This window comes from Gammaproteobacteria bacterium, from assembly GCA_021647245.1.
In the GTDB taxonomy this organism is placed as follows: Bacteria; Pseudomonadota; Gammaproteobacteria; order RBG-16-57-12; family RBG-16-57-12; genus JAFLJP01.
Map to the genome: position 1 here is coordinate 1 of JAKIVC010000014.1, position 17,144 is coordinate 17,144.

Consider the following 17,144-nt stretch of genomic DNA (forward strand, 5'->3'; position numbering starts at 1 on the left):
TGAGGATACTTGCCGACGATACCGACTTAAGAAACTCCCTGTCTCCACACCACTGCACCCCTGTCATTGGTCAATCTAGCACAATAGATACCGCTCGCAACCAGCATTTGAATTCCCGCTCTCATCAAAGAAACTAAATTCGCCAACCTTACCCGCTGTACTGGCGCAAGTGTGCTGTTGTTTATGCGCTTACAATCTACACTCTCTTCACGACAAGGACGCAGGGTTTTAGCGATAGGTGCATTGGCGGTAAGCAAGGCTTCACGCTTACCAGGCCAGTTGAGGTGATAACGCTCTTGCGGGCCTTCAACGATGTTGCTGGATAACTCCTGACGCAACAGATCAAAGTCGATGGCCTTTTTTGGTTGCCCTTTTTCGTCCTCTGCTTCGGTGACACAGCCGGGAAACAGTTCAGCCAGCTTGGCAATATTCTCTTCGGTAAAATCCGGGCTGTGTAGTTTTAGCTTTTCCATTCAAACCTCTTTTTAACCACGAAACACACTAAATACACGAAAATAAAACATCATTATTTTTGCTTTTACCTTTCGTGTTCTTCGTGTATTTCGTGGTCAATTATTTTATAAAATAATTCGTTTAATCTGCACCTTAGGATAATGCCCAAAGTTCACCAACAGCCCCAGCCTTAACCCTGAGGCCTTCAAGTAATTATGCAACTGCGCCTCATGCGCTGGCGCAATCTCTTGAACCGCTTTCAGTTCAAGAATGATTTTGTCATAACAGATAACGTCTGGCTGATAACGCTGTTCAAGATTATTCCCTTTATAGCTAAGCGACAAAATGGGCTGGGTAACAAAAGGGATATTTCTGTCACTTAACTCACGCTGCAAACACTCCTGATAAACGGCCTCTAAAAAACCACAACCCATTTCACGATACACCTCAAAAATCGCGCCCTGAATAGCATAAGCCTCGTCCTTAAATAATAATTTTTTATCCACTAAAATCTCTCTTGACCACGAAATACACTAAATACACGAAAACAAAACATAATATTCTTTGCTTTACCTTTCGTGTTCTTCGTGTATTTCGTGGTTCATGCTTTTAATCTTTCAATTGCTTGCTTTAGCTCTCGTAGTTCGGTATTCAGCTCGACCTTTCGATTAAACTGCTTCTCTCTGTTCATTCGTGTTTCCAGTTTTTTACAGGCTTGCTGCTGAGCGCACAGCGATTGTATCCGCGCCACCTGTTCTTTGAGGTTTTCACCTTGGCGCGGTGGATACGGTATAACCGCTTGCAGAAGCTGCTCATACAGCGCGGCTAAATTCAGCGCCACCGGCAGTTCAAATCTTGGGCTGTTTTCTGGCTGCCACTCGCTGGCAAAATAGGCCTCGACCACCCAGAGCTTGGCATCGGCATCGCTGGGGCGTTTATAGCCAACAACCGTTTTAATCTGCTGGTTATAAAGCAGTTGATAGATGATAGGAATACGCACGCGTTTATCAATCGCATATAACACCGCGTCATCCAGCTCTGGCGTTTTGAGCCGTAATTCGATCACGGCAATTTCAGCAATGCCCTGCTTAGCGGGCAGATTGATGGTTTCAGGTGCCAACACATAGCGCCAAATGATTTTATCCAACTGACGGACAAATTTTTCTTTTAACTTCTGCCCGACCTTGGCTTGCTGGTAAATTTTAGCCTTGGGGATCACTTTGTTATAGGCCGCTTTGGCGGGGAATTGATAGAGCGGTGCTGTCATTTGGATTGGCATATTCATCGTCATGGCGTGGCCTGTACCACCATAAAGCAGATCAACTCAAAATCATTCAAACCACTGATGGTATTGCGTAGCGCAGTGCTAGCACTACTCCCCGAAAAAAGGCTGTCGATGTCTTTCTCTTCTTTTAGCTCAATGATGGAACCGATAGCTTGATCGAGCAACTCGGAATAGACCGCCATGTCGCGCCCATCCTGGGTGGCCTGATTAAAGATGGAACAGGCCGCTTGCAGTGGTTGATTTCGACCTTTGCTGGCAGCACGCACTTTATCTAACAACGGTTTGACTTCGGTGTGGTTGATCAGTACCTCGCCGTCTTGCCCCATATAGACCAGATAATATGGGTGTAGGCGATTTTGCTGATTGATGTTGATGCCGTGATTGCGATTACGCAGCACAAAAATCACCCCCGGCAGTAACCCCCGTTCAGGATCGGCGGGTAGCACCGCGTGCATACCGCTGGGCATATTGGCCAGATCGCCATTTTGCTTGATGTAGTTAAGCAGATCCATGCGGAAGTCATTCAAACCGAGGTCAGTAATGGAGACACCGGTTTTGAGGTCTTCCATCTCGATCACCTCATCCTGTAAACGACGTAGCTGCTCCTTGCGGTAGGAGACATCATTGGATTGGGTATTGAGCACATTATCATCTGCTGTGGCCGTGAGGTCGGTGATGACCATGCGATTTTCAACCCGCTCTTTGAGATTGATGTATTCATCAAGCGTGATGTCTGGCCAGTAGTTCACTAGCTGGATGCACTTGTTTTTGGAACCGATACGGTCGATGCGCCCAAAGCGCTGAATGATACGCACCGGGTTCCAGTGAATATCGTAGTTAATCAGGTAATCACCATCTTGCAGATTTTGGCCTTCGGAGATGCAGTCGGTACCAATGAGAATATCTATCTCATCAGGTTCGTTAGGTAACACGGCGGCTTTTTCTTTGGAGATGGGTGAGAACAGGGTTAACAGTGATTGAAAGTCGTAGCCTTTTTTAAGCGTCGATTTAGGGCTATCGCTGCCAGTGACTTTAGCCGTGTGCAGGCCACGTGTTTTGAGCGTGTGTGCTGCAATGTTGTCGTAAAGATAGTTTGCCGTGTCTGCAAAGGCGGTGAAGATGATGATCTTTTTATTACCGGGGTTAATCGGCGAGGCCAGCTTGCTTTCGATCTGTGTTTTGAGGTGTTGAAGTTTGGCATCATCCTGTGGTGTCACTTTGTGCATTTCATCCAGCAGGGCCTCAATAACCACTAAATCAGCGCTGAGGTCGTGCTGCCAGGCGGGCAAGTCCATATCATGCAGGCTGATTTTGATCTTTTTACCAATGGTCGTATCATCAAGGCTGGCATCGTCCAAATTCGGCAGGTCATCGTCGTCAAATTCAGCATTTTCAAACGCGGTGGCGATATCGTCAAAATCGGTGTCACTACCTGTTTTGTTGAATTCGTCTATTTTTTCTAGTGTGTTTAGGTGGCGACGTTGTAGATGTTGCAAAGTCATGCGGAAGGCGTGAACCGAACTTTCCAAACGTTTGAGAAGATTGGTGGTCATGAGTGCTTGCAGACTTCTTTCTCTGTCTACTTGGCGCAGTTTACCTCTGCCACCCTCTACCTCGGTGTCGTAAAGCGCTTCATATTTGGCTAAGCGACTCGGCAGGATATAGCTAACCGGCGCATACACCGACAGATTCAACGATGAAAGTTGGGCAAAAATTTCATTGAAGCCAATAACATCTTCACGTTGTGTCAGTGGGCTATGAACTGATATTGGCTTGAGGCGCTCAGGGAATTTCCCAATCTCAGCCGTATCGTAAAAAGTTTCAATATGTTTACGCGAACGGGCAATGGTGACGCTATCTAGCAGCTCGAAGAAATCAAAATCCAGGGCATTCAATATCGCCCCGGCGCTGCGATCTTCCGCTGGCAATGTCGTCCAATGGTTAAAAGCGGCTTGTGCCTTGCGAAAAACTTCATCGATACCCTTTTCGGTACGTAGTTTTTTGGTGAGATTTTCAGAATCGCCTTCATAGGCTAACGCGAGTTGGTTTTTTAAATCCGTAAAACGATTATTAACCGGCGTGGCCGAGAGCATCAAAACCTTGGTTTTTACCCCCGCCTTGATGACGGCATTCATCAACCGCTGATAACGGGTCTCACGATCTTTATAGACATCGTTGTTACGAAAGTTATGCGACTCATCGATCACCACCAGATCATAGTTGCCCCAGTTGATACGATTAAGCGGCATTCCAAAGGAGTCACCCGAGGTGCGTTGTAGATCGGTATGGCAAAGCACATCGTAATTAAAACGATCTTTAGCAAAGATATTGGTGGTGAGATTGCTATTGTAGTTAAGCCAGTTGTCGGCCAATTTTTTAGGGCATAGCACCAGCACAGACTTGTTGCGCAGCTCGTAGTATTTAACCACCGCCAGTGCTGAAAAAGTTTTCCCTAAACCAACACTATCTGCCAATATGCAACCGCTGTATGTTTCCAGCTTGTTGATGATGCCGGTGGCCGCATCGCGCTGGAAGTTGAAAAGCTTGCTCCAGATAAGTGTGTCTTGATAACCGGTGCGCTCATTGGGTAATACATCTTCTGAAATATCTTCCAGAAACTCATTAAACAGGTTGTAAAGCATCAGGAAGTAGATGCGTTCAGGCGAGTTTTCACGGTAGACCGAGGCGATGTGGTCACGCAGCCTGTCGGTTACGTCATCCAGCTTGTCAGTATCATTCCAAATTTGATCAAACAGGGTGATGTATCGCCCCGTCATGGATGGATCATCCATTTTATTCACAAAGTTGGAAACGGCATCGCCTTGCTGATAACCCAGATCTACTGCTGTAAACCCTTGCAATGGTTGATAGACAGATTCAGCCTGTTGATTTTGTACGCTGGCGAATTGCTGCATAGGGGCTTGGGTGCGGTTGGAGCGAAAACGAGCTTTGCGCCGCATCCAGTCTGCACACTCTTTGGCTATGACCCGTTGAGTCAGTTTATTCTTGAGCTGTATTTCAAACTCGGTGCCGTAGATACTACGTTCCCGTTCATTCTTTGGGATAAGAAATTCTCGACGTTCTTTCTTGACCTTATCGGTAACTTCTTCTGGCACGAACGTAGGGGATGTGAATATAAATTCCAGTGATTCAATGCTTTCAAGCTCTCTCTTCAAGGCTTCATAGGCATAGATAGAAAAACAGGAGGCCGCAATTTTCAGCCTAGCACCCGGCTTGATGGTCTGCTTCAGGTTGTCTCCTAAGAGCTGGTTTATATTATCAATAAAATCCATACCAGCCTCCCTTAACCATCGTGCCCTGGAGCAAGCGTCAGGTTTCCCACGCCATACAATGCGGCTCTATTACGTAACCACAATTGATACTCTCCACCCTTCAGGCTGTGGCCTTCAGTACAATCCACATTCCAACGCCGGAGCACATAACCTGCAACTGCCGCCCGCACATTTTGTTTGAGCACCCCGTCAATCATGTCGTAATCCAACTCAATCGCTTGCGTGTGTTTAATGTTGGGGTGTGGTACCAACTCCATTTCAACAATGCGATTCCACTGAATATCGTGCTTTAAGTCTTCATGTTCCTGAACAGGCTCATCCAACAGCTTCACCTTAGTGATCCGGGTGATAACAAAGTCTCCAAACCGGCCATTTTTCCGGTCATAGGTTCTCGCATGCCAGCGCAAACCGTTATCAACGAGCACATGAGGAACAACTTCTCGACTAGATGAGCCAGAACTCGTTGAGCAATACTCTATTTTCACCGCTTTGCGCTGATGAATAGCGCGGGTAATAACAGAAAGTACATCCAACTTTGGCTTATTGAGTTTTGACGGAGTTTCACAGGCAAGGATCGAATGCTGAGGCTCAACAAAGCCCTCACCGACCCCTTGTGATAGCGATGCTAATACCTGAGAGGAGTTGTATTCGAATAAAGGTTTAAAGCCATCGGTACGCAGATAAGACTTTGTTTTTGTGTCATAACTTAAATTATCAGGCGCACACTCATTATAGATAATGATATCCCGCGTAGCCGCCGCCGACTTTATTCCGAAGCGCTTGATTAAGTCACTCCGCCCCACATCCCCCAAAAAATAGGCTCGGAAGTCTATATGCAGCAGGCGCTCTCTTTGAGCTTGCTTAATGTCTGAAAGTATCACTCTAACCCCTCTAATATCACTACCAGAGGTATTTTGCCCTAAAAACATCCGTCTTGCGAATCTTTTTTATCCTTGCATCTTTTTTGTTCTTTACAAGATCAATATGATCCTATTATGATTTGTAAAACTAAAGAAAGGCTTTAGTTAACTCACAAAATATAGGAATCAAAAATCATGGCTACCAATCCTCCCAAAGGTGACGATCACAGAAACGGCGCTGTTCGAGGCCGCTCCCAAACACAAACCCCTTCGGGGCACTACGTGAAGCGGGATAGCGACACTGGTCGTTTTATGGACGTTAAAACAACTGACAAGACACCTTTCAAGGGTGTTAGGAAAGAGAAGTAACCATGGCGAATGGAAAAACACACCTAGTCGTTGGTGGACTAACAGGATTAGCCGTTGCACTAGCCGATCACCCTGCTAAATCAAACGCTATTAGCCATCATCCTCTTACGGCTGTGGGCGTCGGTGCATTTTTTGGGAAACTGCCTGACACCATCGAGCCTTCTTTGAGAAACCCTCATCACAGGCAGTTCTTTCATAGCATTGCCTTTTTAAGCGCCACAGGATACGCGTTCAAAAAAGCCTATAACTGGGAATCTGAAAATGATTGGGAATCCTTACTTCGAGGCTTCGCGCTAGTCGCTACTGGTGCATATATTAGCCACTTGGTGGTTGATTCTTTCTCTAGTCGATCCCTTCCCGTTATTGGCAAGCTTTGAGGGATATCACTGTGAGCAAACAGGAAGTTACCCATAATCGCCATATCAAGCTTCCTGTTCAATTGATGCTGTGGGGAAAATCAGCTGGGCGCTGTCAATTTGAGGGCTGCAACAAACGCCTATGGGAAAATGGAGTGACTAAAGAAATTGATGAGGAGCATATCAACGACCTAAGAAACCTCATGTTGGCATGTCATGAATGCCATACATTAATCGACGAAGACAAGGATGGGGAAAAAATATTCTGTCTCGCTTCTCTTAAAGATGAAAAAAGATCACGAGGAGAGAGTCGATCTGGCGGCATCAATTACACCCAACAAAAAAAGCCATATTCTTCTATATGGGGCCAATATTGGAGAACACACCTCACCCATTAATTACAAGGCCGCCACTGAGGCAATATTCCCAGGCCACTACCCTGCCGAGCATCATGCACTCGGGCTTGTTCGCAGCCCAATTAAATTGAAGCCGCTTTTGACCTGCCGAAACCGCCATCACTTTAGCCAGTACCTCGGAGACTTCTCCTTTCTTGATACCCGCACTTTTTGCCTTCCCTAGATAGTAGTTGCTACAAGGCGCGCAGTCGAGCGCCATAGCTGCCGCAAGCCCGACAAGCAGTTCTGTTTTCTCGTCCAGAAACTCATTATCGTGGGTGGACTCGTAGAACTGCTCATAGGCTTGTTGTTGTTTTTCCGTCAACATACCCAGTAGCCATTAACGAGAAGCGTGGCCGGTATCGGGCTGCACCTGAATTTTCAACCCAAGACCATGCACAAGCTTAACGAAGCTGGAAAGTTTTGGATTACCGCTGCTGGAGAGCATTTTATACATGCTCTCACGACCGAGCGAGGCTCGTTCCGCCAGACCGGAAATACCATCTTCTTGCGCTTCCGCAATATTGCGTAGCGCCATCAACACAACGGCAGGGTCATCACCTTCCAGTGCTTCATTTAGATATTCACTGGCAACATCCAGGTCTTTCAGCATCTCTGTATGTGTTTGTCGTACGTTACGGGTCGCCATTAATTTCACCTCACTTCTCACTTTTGTGCTCTGACCAATACTTCAAAGCACGTTTGATATCTTTCTTTTGAGTGGATTTATCACCACCACACAGCAGAAGATAAATATTCACACCATCTTTTGCATAGTAGACGCGATAACCTGGGCCATAGTGAATACGCAACTCACTCACGCCTTCACCAACGGGCTTGGAGTCACCAAATAGCCCTAGCTCCATCCGATCCACTTGCATGATGACCTTCGCTTTTGCCCGAGGGTCACTCAGCGATGCCAGCCAGATCCCATAAGGGGAACGGCCTCCAGAATCCAAATACTCGTGGATAATATCAGTTATCGGCATAATCAATTGTATCCTTTAGGATACGAGTAACACAACCCCGCCATACCAACCAAACAATTCTCTTATAAATTAAATGGATAGCACTGGGATCCGCACATTCACATCCCTTAGTCATGTAGACAGAACAGTTCTGCTCCTACTCATTCGTCAAAAATGCTTGGCTCTATGTGATTTGTAGTGGGTAGCTGTCATAATCGACAACCATGAGCAGCGCACATTTATTCAGCATGGCGTTGAGCCTGCAAACTCCTTGGGAAGTTAAAGATATCTCCTTTACTGATAATGAAAACGGAAGCAGAGAGCTCCATTTACATATTGGTTTTATATCGGGAACTCGCTTTCCTGACAAGACGGGAGAACTGTGCTCAGTGCATGACACCGTCCCCAGAAAGTGGCAACACCTCAGCTTCTTTGAGCACATTTGTTATCTTCATTGCGCCGTACCACGCATCATCACCACAGACAAAAAAGTGCAAACTATCGAGGTTCCTTGGTCACGACCAGGCAGTGGCTTTGCCCTGCTATTCGAAGCATTGGCTCTGGCACTGATTGAGCGAGAAATGCCTGTCAATCGAGTCGCCGAGATGCTCCAGGTCAACCCTCAGCGAGTCTGTAATTTGTTCAACTACTGGATCAGTCAAGCAAAAGAAGTGGATGATGCATCCTCTATAAGTAAGCTCGGGGTTGATGAAACGTCATCAAAAAAAGGCCATAAATATCTGACACTGGGTGTTGATCTGGATGAGTCTCGAGTGATTCATGTCACCGAAGGCAAGGGTAAAGCAACCATCAAAAGCATCCAGAAGCACCTGGAGAGCAAAGGCGTTGAGAAAGAACAGGTTCAGCAGATCAGCATGGACTTATCCCCATCCTTCATTGCAGGAGCGGCGGTGTCATTTCCAAAGGCACAAATCACACTTGACCGATTTCATGTTGTTAAGATTCTCAATGAAGCAATGAACCAAGTTCGAATGGCCGAACGTAAAGAGCACGACCAGCTAAAAGGCCACAAATACACCTTTTTAAGAAATCGAAATAACTTATCAGACAAGCAGGAAAATGCGCTCTCTGAAATGATCACCCTCTATCCTACGTTAGGAAAAGCCTATCGTTTAAAAGAGCTTTTTAACGATCTTTGGGGCATGCCAGACAAACAAACAGCAGAGGCTTTTCTGGCGCAGTGGTGCGGCGAAGTAGGCTGCAAAAATACCTGCTTTTGAAAAATTCCCCAGGACGATCAAAGCACATTGGAGCGGGATTATTCATTTTGTTGAAAGCCGTATCACCAACGGAATTCTTGAAGGCATCAACAGCAAGGTTCAGCTCGCCAAACGTCGAGCAAGAGGTTATCGTAATATCGATAATTTCATCAATATGGTTTATTTTATTTGTGGAAAACTAAAGTTCAATTACCCACTCTATTTCACATAGAGCCAAAGGTTATCGCGTGGGGAAAATGAATAACACAGGTTGGAAACGAGCTTGGAGGGAGGCTAAGCTTCCAGTCAGTAGAAATGTGACTAGAGGAGTACACAATCTAAAGCACACTTTTGGAAGACGGCTCCGATCCGTTGGTGTATCCAACGAAACAAGGAGAGTGCTGCTAGGGCACACAAATGGTGACATCACGACCGACTATTCGGCTTGAAGTCGCGGAACTACTTGAAGAGGTAAATCGACTTTGTTTGACTAAAGGTCAACGGGGTGTCCACGAAACGCCCACGCTGACTTTAACCAAAAGAAAAGTCGGCTAGAGAATATCTCGTAACCGACTGTGTTTGTTACTAAAAAATGGTGCGCTCGGCAGGATTCGAACCTGCGACCCCCTGGTTCGTAGCCAGGTACTCTATCCAGCTGAGCTACGAGCGCATTGTTCGCTGAGTTGCGCATTATGCTAATTTCACAAGCACATGTCAACTCATTATATCTTCTATTTATCGGGGGAGTTTTTCCAATAAAATCAATAAATAATGGCGGAGAGCGAGGGATTCGAACCCTCGATAGAGTTACCCCTATACACCCTTAGCAGGGGTGCGCCTTCAGCCACTCGGCCAGCTCTCCAACATGCGGCGTATTCTCGCAAAAAAACTACCAAGATAAAAGCTAAATCTCGAATTTATTTGATATTTTTTCATAAAAAAGCGGAGTCTTGCGACTCCGCCGTTCAAACTACCTACTGACTGCCATAAAACCAGCGATCAAAAACTAATCCTGTTCACCAGCTGCTGCAGTAGCCTGTTGTGCTTTCTCTTGCTGAATACGCTCATAAATCTCCTCACGATGAACTGATACATCCTTTGGAGCATTCACACCAATCCGTACTTGATTACCTTTTACACCGAGTACAGTCACGGTAACATCATCACCAATAATCAGGGTCTCGCCCACTCGACGGGTTAAAATCAACATTTACATCTCTCCTTTACAACTACATCCAAAACTGTGATATCACCAAACGCAATATAACTATCGACTAATATAGCTCTTTTTCGAGCTTAATGTCACAGCTTCATTGTCAACAATTGTTAACATTAAAATTTAGGGGCACCATCATCCTAATACTAGCTCCATCTTAGTGCCTTACAAATTATAGGTGAATTAATATAAAAAAACACCCGCCACCCTGATACAGCCACTCCTAGGCTGTCTTTTCCAGACCAAAACCATCGTGCAGTGCACGAACGCCCAGTTCCAGATATTTCTCATCGATAACCACTGAAATTTTAATTTCAGAGGTCGAAATCATCTTTATGTTAATACCTTCTTTTGCGAGAATTTCAAACATATTACTCGCAATGCCTGCGTGGGAGCGCATGCCAACACCCACCAGCGAAAGCTTAATAATTGAGTCATCGCTATTCACCTCCCGCGCACCGAGATCATTGGCTACTTTGTTGAGCACTTCAACGGCCCGCTGCACATCATTTCGGTGCACGGTAAAGGTGAAATCTGTTGTTCCATCTCGGCCAACATTTTGAATAATCATATCCACTTCAATATTAGCCTCACCAATGGGGCCTAATATTTGGTAAGCGACACCGGGATGATCGGGCACGCCCAATACGGTTAATTTTGCTTCATCCCGGTTAAATGCAATTCCTGCAATTCGTGCTTCTTCCACGCCATCTTCCTCATAGGTGATCAAGGTACCCTCGCCTTCAGTGAAGCTTGAAAGCACGCGTAACGGTACATTATATTTCCCTGCAAACTCTACCGCACGAATCTGCAACACCTTTGAACCCAGACTCGCCATTTCAAGCATCTCTTCAAAGGTGATACGTTCAAGTCGACGCGCCCGAGGCTCCACCCGGGGGTCGGTGGTGTAGACACCATCAACATCCGTATATATCTGGCACTCATCTGCCTTTAGTGCCGCCGCAATGGCAACCGCAGAGGTATCTGAACCGCCACGCCCAAGCGTTGTGATATTGCCGTTACCATCCATACCTTGAAAACCGGCAACGACAACTACCCGGCCCGATGATAAATCGCGGCTGATACGTGAACCGTCGATCTCTTTGATTCTCGCTTTACTGTGCGTGCTATCGGTCAAGATACGCACTTGTGAACCGGTATATGATATTGCGGGGCAACCACGCGCACTCAACGCCATTGTCAACAGCGCAATGGTCACTTGCTCACCCGTGGAGACCAGCACATCCATTTCTCGTGCCGCTGGCTGCGCAGATATATCACTGGCAAGTTCGATCAAGCGATTTGTCTCTCCACTCATGGCAGAGACCACAACCACTACATCATTCCCTTGCATCTTGGCTTTAATTACCTTTTCAGCAACACTTACGATGCGTTCTGTGGTGCCAACCGAGGTGCCGCCATATTTTTGAACTATCAGAGCCATGATCTGTTTTTACATGGTAAGGGTCTTCCCTTCCATCCTTTGCCGGTATTGTAGGAAATTTCCTACACAATTTCACGAAATAATTTGTTGTTTTGCCCAATTTTGAACAGATAGTAGTGCTTGGTCCAGGTTTTCAGGCTGATTTCCGCCCGCCATGGCCATATCAGGACGACCACCCCCTTTACCGCCCACCTGCTGAGCCACCTGATTTACCAGCTCGCCAGCTTTGATGCGATCTATCGCATTTTTTGTAACACCGGCTGCCAAGCTGATTTTTCCGTCATTAACACAAGCGACGACGACGGCCGCACAGTCGAGCTTATTTTTTAATTGATCAACGATTTCACGCAACCCTTTGGCATCAGCCCCTTCAAGCTTTGCAGCTAGCACCTTAACCCCTCCAACATCAACTGCCTGTGAGGCCAAATCAGAACCTGCTGCGCTCGCCAGCTTTGCTTTAACCGTGGTAAGGCTCTTCTCCAAGCCCCGAGTACGTTCCAACAGCTGCTCTACTTTTGCGACAACATCATCACGACCCGCTGCTTTTACCCGCGCCGCAACTTCAACCAGTATGGCATCACTTTCGTTTGCCCACCGCAGAGCACCCTCTGCTGTAACGGCTTCGATTCGGCGCACACCCGCCGCAACACCGCCTTCTGAGACGATTTTGAAAAAACCAATGTCACCGGCACGCTCTACATGCGTACCGCCGCATAGCTCCATTGAGAAGTCACTTATCCGTAAGACACGCACTGAGTCGCCATACTTTTCACCAAAGAGCGCCATGGCACCTTCAGCGACCGCATCATCGGGGGTCATCACCTTGGTTTCAATGGGATAATTCGCACGAATCTGGCTATTCACGAGCACTTCAATAGCCGACAGCTGTTCGGTATTTATCGCTTCGAAGTGTGAAAAATCAAAACGTAAGCGCTCTGCTTCAACCAGTGACCCTTTCTGTGCAACATGTTCGCCCAGGGTCACACGTAACGCCGCATGCAACAGGTGAGTTGAGGTGTGGTTACACTCGATGCGACGACGAGTAGCCGCATTGACATCAGCATCTATTTTGTCACCTATTTTTAGCGATCCACTCAGCTGCTTACCCAGATGCCCGAACACCGCTGCACCCTGTTTTTGGGTGTCAATTACTTCGAAGCGCACACCCTTTCGACTCAGCAGCCCAGCGTCACCCGCTTGCCCGCCCGACTCTGCATAAAAGGGGGTTCTATCCAACACCACCATCCCCTGCTCACCTTCGTCTAGCGTATCAACTGACCTCCCCGACTTGTAGATGGAGAGCACCTTGGCCTCAACCGTTAAGCGCTCATAGCCTAAAAAATCGGTATGGCCTTGCAACTCAATTTTCTTACCAAAGCTCCCCTCAAATGAACTGGCGGCCCGGGCACGTTCACGCTGGGCTGTCATCGCAACGTCGAACCCCGCCTCATCAACCCCCAATTGGTGCTCTCGTGCAATATCCGCGGTTAAGTCGACAGGGAAGCCATAGGTGTCATATAGACGGAACAACACATCACCCGGAATAATATCACCGTCAAGTTTGCTTATTTCTGATTCGAGAATTTGCAATCCTTGCTCAAGGGTCTCCGCAAAGCGTGCCTCCTCCATACTCAAAATACGTTCAATATGTTCGCGAAGCTTATTCAGCTCAGGATAGGCCTCCCCCATCTCCTCGCAGAGTGGACCCACCAGCTTATTAAAAAAAGGCCCTTTGGTGCCTAATTTGTTACCGTGGCGAATGGCGCGACGAATAATCCGGCGCAACACATAGCCACGCCCCTCATTGGAAGGTACCACTCCGTCAACCACCAAAAATGAGCAAGCACGAATATGGTCTGCAATTACACGCAGTGATTTATGGCTATGGTCTTCAGTATGAGTTAACTTTGCGGCCGCATGAATGAGGTTGCGAAACAGGTCAATGTCATAATTGTTATGCTCACCCTGCATAATTGCTGCGAGACGCTCAAGCCCCATACCCGTATCGATTGAGGGCTTGGGCAGTGGGCGCAGAGTACCGTCCGCATCACGCTCATACTGCATGAAGACCAGGTTCCATATTTCAATATAGCGATCACCATCCTCTTCCGGTGTACCTGGTGGGCCACCCGCAACATCAGGGCCGTGGTCATAAAATATTTCTGAGCAAGGGCCGCAAGGGCCAGTATCACCCATTGACCAGAAGTTATCCGACTCATATTTTTTTCCACCAGGCTTATCGCCGATTCGACTCAGCCGCTCTTCACTAATACCCATTTTTTTAATCCAGATATCAGCCGCTTCACTGTCTTCGCTATAGACTGTCACCCAAAGTTTCTCCTTGGGCAGCTTCAGCTCCTCTGTCAGAAATTCCCACGCATACTGTATCGCCTCTTCCTTGAAGTAATCGCCAAAGCTGAAATTACCCAGCATCTCAAAAAAAGTATGGTGACGTGCGGTATAGCCTACATTTTCCAAATCATTGTGCTTACCACCTGCGCGTACACATCGCTGCGAAGAGACCGCACGATGGTAAGTTCTATCCTCTAGGCCTAAAAATGTCTCTTTAAACTGAACCATACCCGCATTGGTAAAAAGCAGTGTGGGGTCATTACCCGGCACCAATGAACTGCTCGCCACCGGCTTATGCCCGCGTTTATGGAAAAACTCCAGAAATGCCTTACGTATTGCTGCACTCTTCATTTCACAACTCTCTTGGTTTGTGGCGTATGCCTACAGCGCTCTGCATCCACTTACTACAAAGTTCTCGCCTAATCATCCTGCCGTATCGCGGCGTTTATCTGCTCTGAGCTAAAGCCGCGATATTGCAAAAAGCGCTGCTGTTTCGCTCGCATCTTTATATCTGTCACTGGCACATCACCAAAACGTTTCCTACGCACTTCGATAATCCGCTCACCCCAGTCCCAACCGTGGTACAAAAGCTCATTTACAATTTCATCATCAACTTGGCGCGCTTGCAACTCCATGCGAATGCGGTATGGCCCATACCCTTTGTTAACTCGGGAACGAATGTAGCACTCTGCAAAACGTTTATCACTCAATAAATTTTCACTCTCGAGACTGTTCAAAGTAGACTCGATGTGTGATGACTCAAAGCCTTTAGCCGACAGCTTTACAACCAATTCAAAACGCGCATGCTCTCGACGAGCCAATAGCAACATGGCATGCTGGCGAGCCTCGGCCTGTTGTTGGGGTTGTCCCATTTAATTACACCCTTTGAAGGGTACTCCCTGATATGTATTAACTCGCAACTCATTATTCCAGAAGTCTTTTTTTATGGAATAATGATTGTCTAATACCATCGGACTTTATGTATTTACTCGCCAACAATCCATATTATGGATAATTAAGCTGGTGGCGAGTTAATACATAAAGTCTAGGGTAGCTGCAAAGAGGGCAAATAGACGACAAATGGGTGCAAGCGGGAATAACTCATACATTGCGTACAACTTAACTTGTCTATTGATTTAACAGCAAATGTTACCGCCACCACCGGTAGGTTCGGCGACTTTTTTTGGTTTTAATGTGTAATTAGCAGCTTGTATGCGTATTTCTGTCTGGGGAGTAGGCGTTATTAGGGATGGTCATTAGAAAAAGAGAAAAAAAAGCGGCGAGGAGGAGCCGCTAAGTATCCGGGGGAGGATGTGGTAGTTACTTTTTTGTTCTTCTTTTGTTAAATAGACGTTAGCATATTTTTATCTATTAAGAAACAGCCGTAGAACGAGGTGACATAGCGCGGGTTCTCACGAAGAATCGCGGGAACCCGGAAACCCAGCCAAACTTACTCTGGGAGCGCGCCAGGTTTAATCAAATGCACATCGCGCTGTGGGAAGGGGATGGTGATGCTATTTTGATCCAGCGATACTTTCATCTTTTCATTAACATCAAAGAAAACATCCCAGTAGTGCTCAGGCAAACAGTGGGGCCTTACGGCAAGGTTGACTGAGCTATCTGCCAGTTCCAGTACGCCGACGAAAGGAGCAGGCTCTGCAATGACTTTGTCATGCTTGGTCAAGACCTCCATCAGTACTGATTTGGCCTGGTTAATATCCGCATCGTAAGCGATGCCAATGGTCAGATCGACACGTATTTTTCCTTCAACGGTATAGTTAATAATCGAGCCATTTGAGACAGCACCGTTTGGAATAATAACCTGCTTGTTCTCCGGTGAGGTGAGTATGGTATTGAAGATTTGAACCTCTTTTACCACGCCCAAAAGCCCTTGTGATTCGATCAGATCCCCCACTTTGTAGGGCTTAAAGATCATGATCAAAACACCCCCAGCGAAGTTAGCAAGGCTGCCTTGCAGTGCCAAGCCAATCGCCAAACCAGCCGCACCCAAAACTGCGATAAAGGAGGTGGTGGCGATGCCGATCATCGAGGCCACAGAGATGAACAGCAGTAGCTTGAGTATCCAACCCACTAGGCTGGTTATAAAGGGAACCAGGGTGGGGTCTACCTTTGACCTCTCCATTGAAGCCCGCAGCACCTTGCCGACACCTCTGATAACGAGCAGGCCAATAATCAGCGTTATAATGGCCAGAGCCAGCTTGGGAGCATACTCCAGACCTAACTCATAAGCCTTTGATGTGAGAACTTCCATCTGTTGTACGGCACTATCGATTTCACTCATTTTGTCGCCTCCACTGCCATTATTTTAATAGATTTTTTAATGTTTACTTCCAGACACTTTTTAGCAGATTCATAACACTATCACCGCCATTAGATTGAGCGTAATCCATGATAACTGGGGCGAACTTTCCCGCCATATCCGGGCTTAACCCTAACTTTGAAAAGCTACCCGCAGCAGCGCCCAACCCAGTGGCTTTTTTAGCGCTGCCACCTAACATATCACCCACGCCCCCAAGCTTATCGCTCAGTTCTGAACTCTTTGGAGCAGCCGCCAACAGGGAACTCATACCGGGAATGGAGTCACTGACCTGAGCAAAATCGCTGGAGCTCAAAGAATTTTTGGCCAAGCCAAGCAGCGCGCCCGCACCACCCGTCGCTTGGTCATTAGAGACACCCAACTGACTAGTCAGCAAATTGACCAGACCCATATTGCTTGCGGCTGAATCACCCCCACCGCCTAATCCTGGGATAGAGGAGCATCCGTTAACCGTCATGATCAGCGCCAGAATGAAAAAGCTGCCTAATAGTTTTCTTTTCATAGTGTTCCCTTTATTGGTTCGGTTTTTTAAGATTGACTCCCAGAGCCTCTTTTTCTCGGGGAAAAATTGTGAGCTATTCCTACATATTACCTA

Annotated in this window: 15 protein-coding genes, 2 tRNA genes and 2 pseudogenes; 3 read left to right on the forward strand and 16 right to left on the reverse strand. The window is 46.9% G+C overall.

The window, feature by feature from the left end; all coding sequences use genetic code 11:
- Window positions 1-194 precede the first annotated feature (194 nt).
- From L3J94_05390 to L3J94_05410, 5 genes and pseudogenes are all read right to left on the reverse strand, one after another.
- A pseudogene (locus tag L3J94_05390) lies at window positions 195-473 on the reverse strand (site-specific DNA-methyltransferase).
- 105 nt (window positions 474-578) lie between these two features.
- Complete coding sequence (locus L3J94_05395; GenBank protein MCF6218187.1) at window positions 579-959, reverse strand: GxxExxY protein; 381 nt, start codon at window positions 957-959, stop codon at window positions 579-581.
- Window positions 960-1,054: 95 nt separating this feature from the next.
- Window positions 1,055-1,738, reverse strand: a complete 684-nt coding sequence (locus L3J94_05400) for a DUF4391 domain-containing protein (protein ID MCF6218188.1) — start codon at window positions 1,736-1,738, stop codon at window positions 1,055-1,057.
- A 2-nt stretch (window positions 1,739-1,740) separates the two neighbouring features.
- Window positions 1,741-5,031 carry an SNF2-related protein gene (locus L3J94_05405; GenBank protein MCF6218189.1) on the reverse strand — a complete coding sequence of 1,097 codons (3,291 nt, stop codon included), beginning with the start codon at window positions 5,029-5,031 and terminating at the stop codon, window positions 1,741-1,743.
- 11 nt (window positions 5,032-5,042) lie between these two features.
- Window positions 5,043-5,912 (reverse strand): WYL domain-containing protein, encoded by an 870-nt coding sequence (locus tag L3J94_05410; protein MCF6218190.1) that lies wholly within the window; start codon window positions 5,910-5,912, stop codon window positions 5,043-5,045.
- 350 nt (window positions 5,913-6,262) lie between these two features.
- On the opposite strand from L3J94_05410, the gene L3J94_05415 reads away from it, so the two are divergent.
- Window positions 6,263-6,637, forward strand: a complete 375-nt coding sequence (locus tag L3J94_05415) for a metal-dependent hydrolase (protein ID MCF6218191.1) — start codon at window positions 6,263-6,265, stop codon at window positions 6,635-6,637.
- An 11-nt stretch (window positions 6,638-6,648) separates the two neighbouring features.
- Window positions 6,649-7,014: a hypothetical protein gene (locus tag L3J94_05420; GenBank protein MCF6218192.1), complete on the forward strand. Its 366-nt coding sequence runs from the start codon at window positions 6,649-6,651 to the stop codon at window positions 7,012-7,014.
- Here L3J94_05420 and L3J94_05425 read toward each other — a convergent pair.
- The 3 genes from L3J94_05425 to L3J94_05435 are packed head-to-tail and all read right to left on the reverse strand — an operon-like array spanning window position 7,004 to window position 8,000.
- Window positions 7,004-7,339, reverse strand: a complete 336-nt coding sequence (locus L3J94_05425; protein ID MCF6218193.1) for a carboxymuconolactone decarboxylase family protein — start codon at window positions 7,337-7,339, stop codon at window positions 7,004-7,006. The two genes, L3J94_05420 and L3J94_05425, sit on opposite strands and share 11 nt — an antisense overlap.
- 12 nt (window positions 7,340-7,351) lie before the next feature.
- A complete protein-coding gene (locus L3J94_05430) occupies window positions 7,352-7,660 on the reverse strand; it encodes a putative addiction module antidote protein (protein ID MCF6218194.1) in 309 nt (102 codons plus the stop codon).
- Window positions 7,661-7,670: 10 nt separating this feature from the next.
- Window positions 7,671-8,000, reverse strand: coding sequence for a type II toxin-antitoxin system RelE/ParE family toxin (locus L3J94_05435; protein MCF6218195.1), 330 nt, complete (start codon window positions 7,998-8,000; stop codon window positions 7,671-7,673).
- A 203-nt stretch (window positions 8,001-8,203) separates the two neighbouring features.
- Between L3J94_05435 and L3J94_05440 the strand changes: the two are divergent.
- Window positions 8,204-9,431, forward strand: a pseudogene (locus L3J94_05440) (ISL3 family transposase).
- Between the two features lie 361 nt (window positions 9,432-9,792).
- On the opposite strand, the gene L3J94_05445 reads toward L3J94_05440, so the two are convergent.
- The 8 genes from L3J94_05445 to L3J94_05480 all read right to left on the reverse strand — a co-directional run bounded on the left by L3J94_05445 (window position 9,793) and on the right by L3J94_05480 (window position 17,051).
- Window positions 9,793-9,869: transfer RNA gene (locus L3J94_05445), tRNA-Arg, on the reverse strand.
- 102 nt (window positions 9,870-9,971) lie between these two features.
- A tRNA-Ser gene (locus tag L3J94_05450) sits at window positions 9,972-10,061 on the reverse strand.
- 144 nt (window positions 10,062-10,205) lie between these two features.
- A complete protein-coding gene (csrA, locus tag L3J94_05455; GenBank protein ID MCF6218196.1) occupies window positions 10,206-10,409 on the reverse strand; it encodes a carbon storage regulator CsrA in 204 nt (67 codons plus the stop codon).
- Window positions 10,410-10,638: 229 nt separating this feature from the next.
- Complete coding sequence (locus L3J94_05460) at window positions 10,639-11,859, reverse strand: aspartate kinase (GenBank protein ID MCF6218197.1); 1,221 nt, start codon at window positions 11,857-11,859, stop codon at window positions 10,639-10,641.
- Between the two features lie 72 nt (window positions 11,860-11,931).
- The gene (alaS, locus tag L3J94_05465; protein ID MCF6218198.1) at window positions 11,932-14,562 is read right to left on the reverse strand and encodes an alanine--tRNA ligase; all 2,631 of its coding nucleotides are present in this window, start codon (window positions 14,560-14,562) and stop codon (window positions 11,932-11,934) included.
- Between the two features lie 68 nt (window positions 14,563-14,630).
- A complete protein-coding gene (locus tag L3J94_05470) occupies window positions 14,631-15,083 on the reverse strand; it encodes a recombination regulator RecX (protein MCF6218199.1) in 453 nt (150 codons plus the stop codon).
- A 578-nt stretch (window positions 15,084-15,661) separates the two neighbouring features.
- Entirely contained in the window at window positions 15,662-16,513 is an 852-nt protein-coding gene (locus L3J94_05475) for a mechanosensitive ion channel (protein ID MCF6218200.1), read from the reverse strand.
- 43 nt (window positions 16,514-16,556) lie between these two features.
- Window positions 16,557-17,051 carry a DUF2780 domain-containing protein gene (locus L3J94_05480; GenBank protein MCF6218201.1) on the reverse strand — a complete coding sequence of 165 codons (495 nt, stop codon included), beginning with the start codon at window positions 17,049-17,051 and terminating at the stop codon, window positions 16,557-16,559.
- Window positions 17,052-17,144: the final 93 nt, after the last annotated feature.

Excerpts from the sequence above, each read along its gene's own strand:
- L3J94_05400 (MCF6218188.1), bottom strand. The coding sequence starts at position 1,738 with ATGAATATGCCAATCCAAATGACAGCACCGCTCTATCAATTCCCCGCC.
- L3J94_05405 (MCF6218189.1), bottom strand. The coding sequence starts at position 5,031 with ATGGATTTTATTGATAATATAAACCAGCTCTTAGGAGACAACCTGAAG.
- L3J94_05415 (MCF6218191.1), top strand. The coding sequence starts at position 6,263 with ATGGCGAATGGAAAAACACACCTAGTCGTTGGTGGACTAACAGGATTA.
- L3J94_05425 (MCF6218193.1), bottom strand. The coding sequence starts at position 7,339 with ATGTTGACGGAAAAACAACAACAAGCCTATGAGCAGTTCTACGAGTCC.
- L3J94_05430 (MCF6218194.1), bottom strand. The coding sequence starts at position 7,660 with ATGGCGACCCGTAACGTACGACAAACACATACAGAGATGCTGAAAGAC.
- L3J94_05435 (MCF6218195.1), bottom strand. The coding sequence starts at position 8,000 with ATGCCGATAACTGATATTATCCACGAGTATTTGGATTCTGGAGGCCGT.
- csrA (MCF6218196.1), bottom strand. The coding sequence starts at position 10,409 with ATGTTGATTTTAACCCGTCGAGTGGGCGAGACCCTGATTATTGGTGAT.
- L3J94_05460 (MCF6218197.1), bottom strand. The coding sequence starts at position 11,859 with ATGGCTCTGATAGTTCAAAAATATGGCGGCACCTCGGTTGGCACCACA.
- alaS (MCF6218198.1), bottom strand. The coding sequence starts at position 14,562 with ATGAAGAGTGCAGCAATACGTAAGGCATTTCTGGAGTTTTTCCATAAA.
- L3J94_05470 (MCF6218199.1), bottom strand. The coding sequence starts at position 15,083 with ATGGGACAACCCCAACAACAGGCCGAGGCTCGCCAGCATGCCATGTTG.
- L3J94_05475 (MCF6218200.1), bottom strand. The coding sequence starts at position 16,513 with ATGAGTGAAATCGATAGTGCCGTACAACAGATGGAAGTTCTCACATCA.
- L3J94_05480 (MCF6218201.1), bottom strand. The coding sequence starts at position 17,051 with ATGAAAAGAAAACTATTAGGCAGCTTTTTCATTCTGGCGCTGATCATG.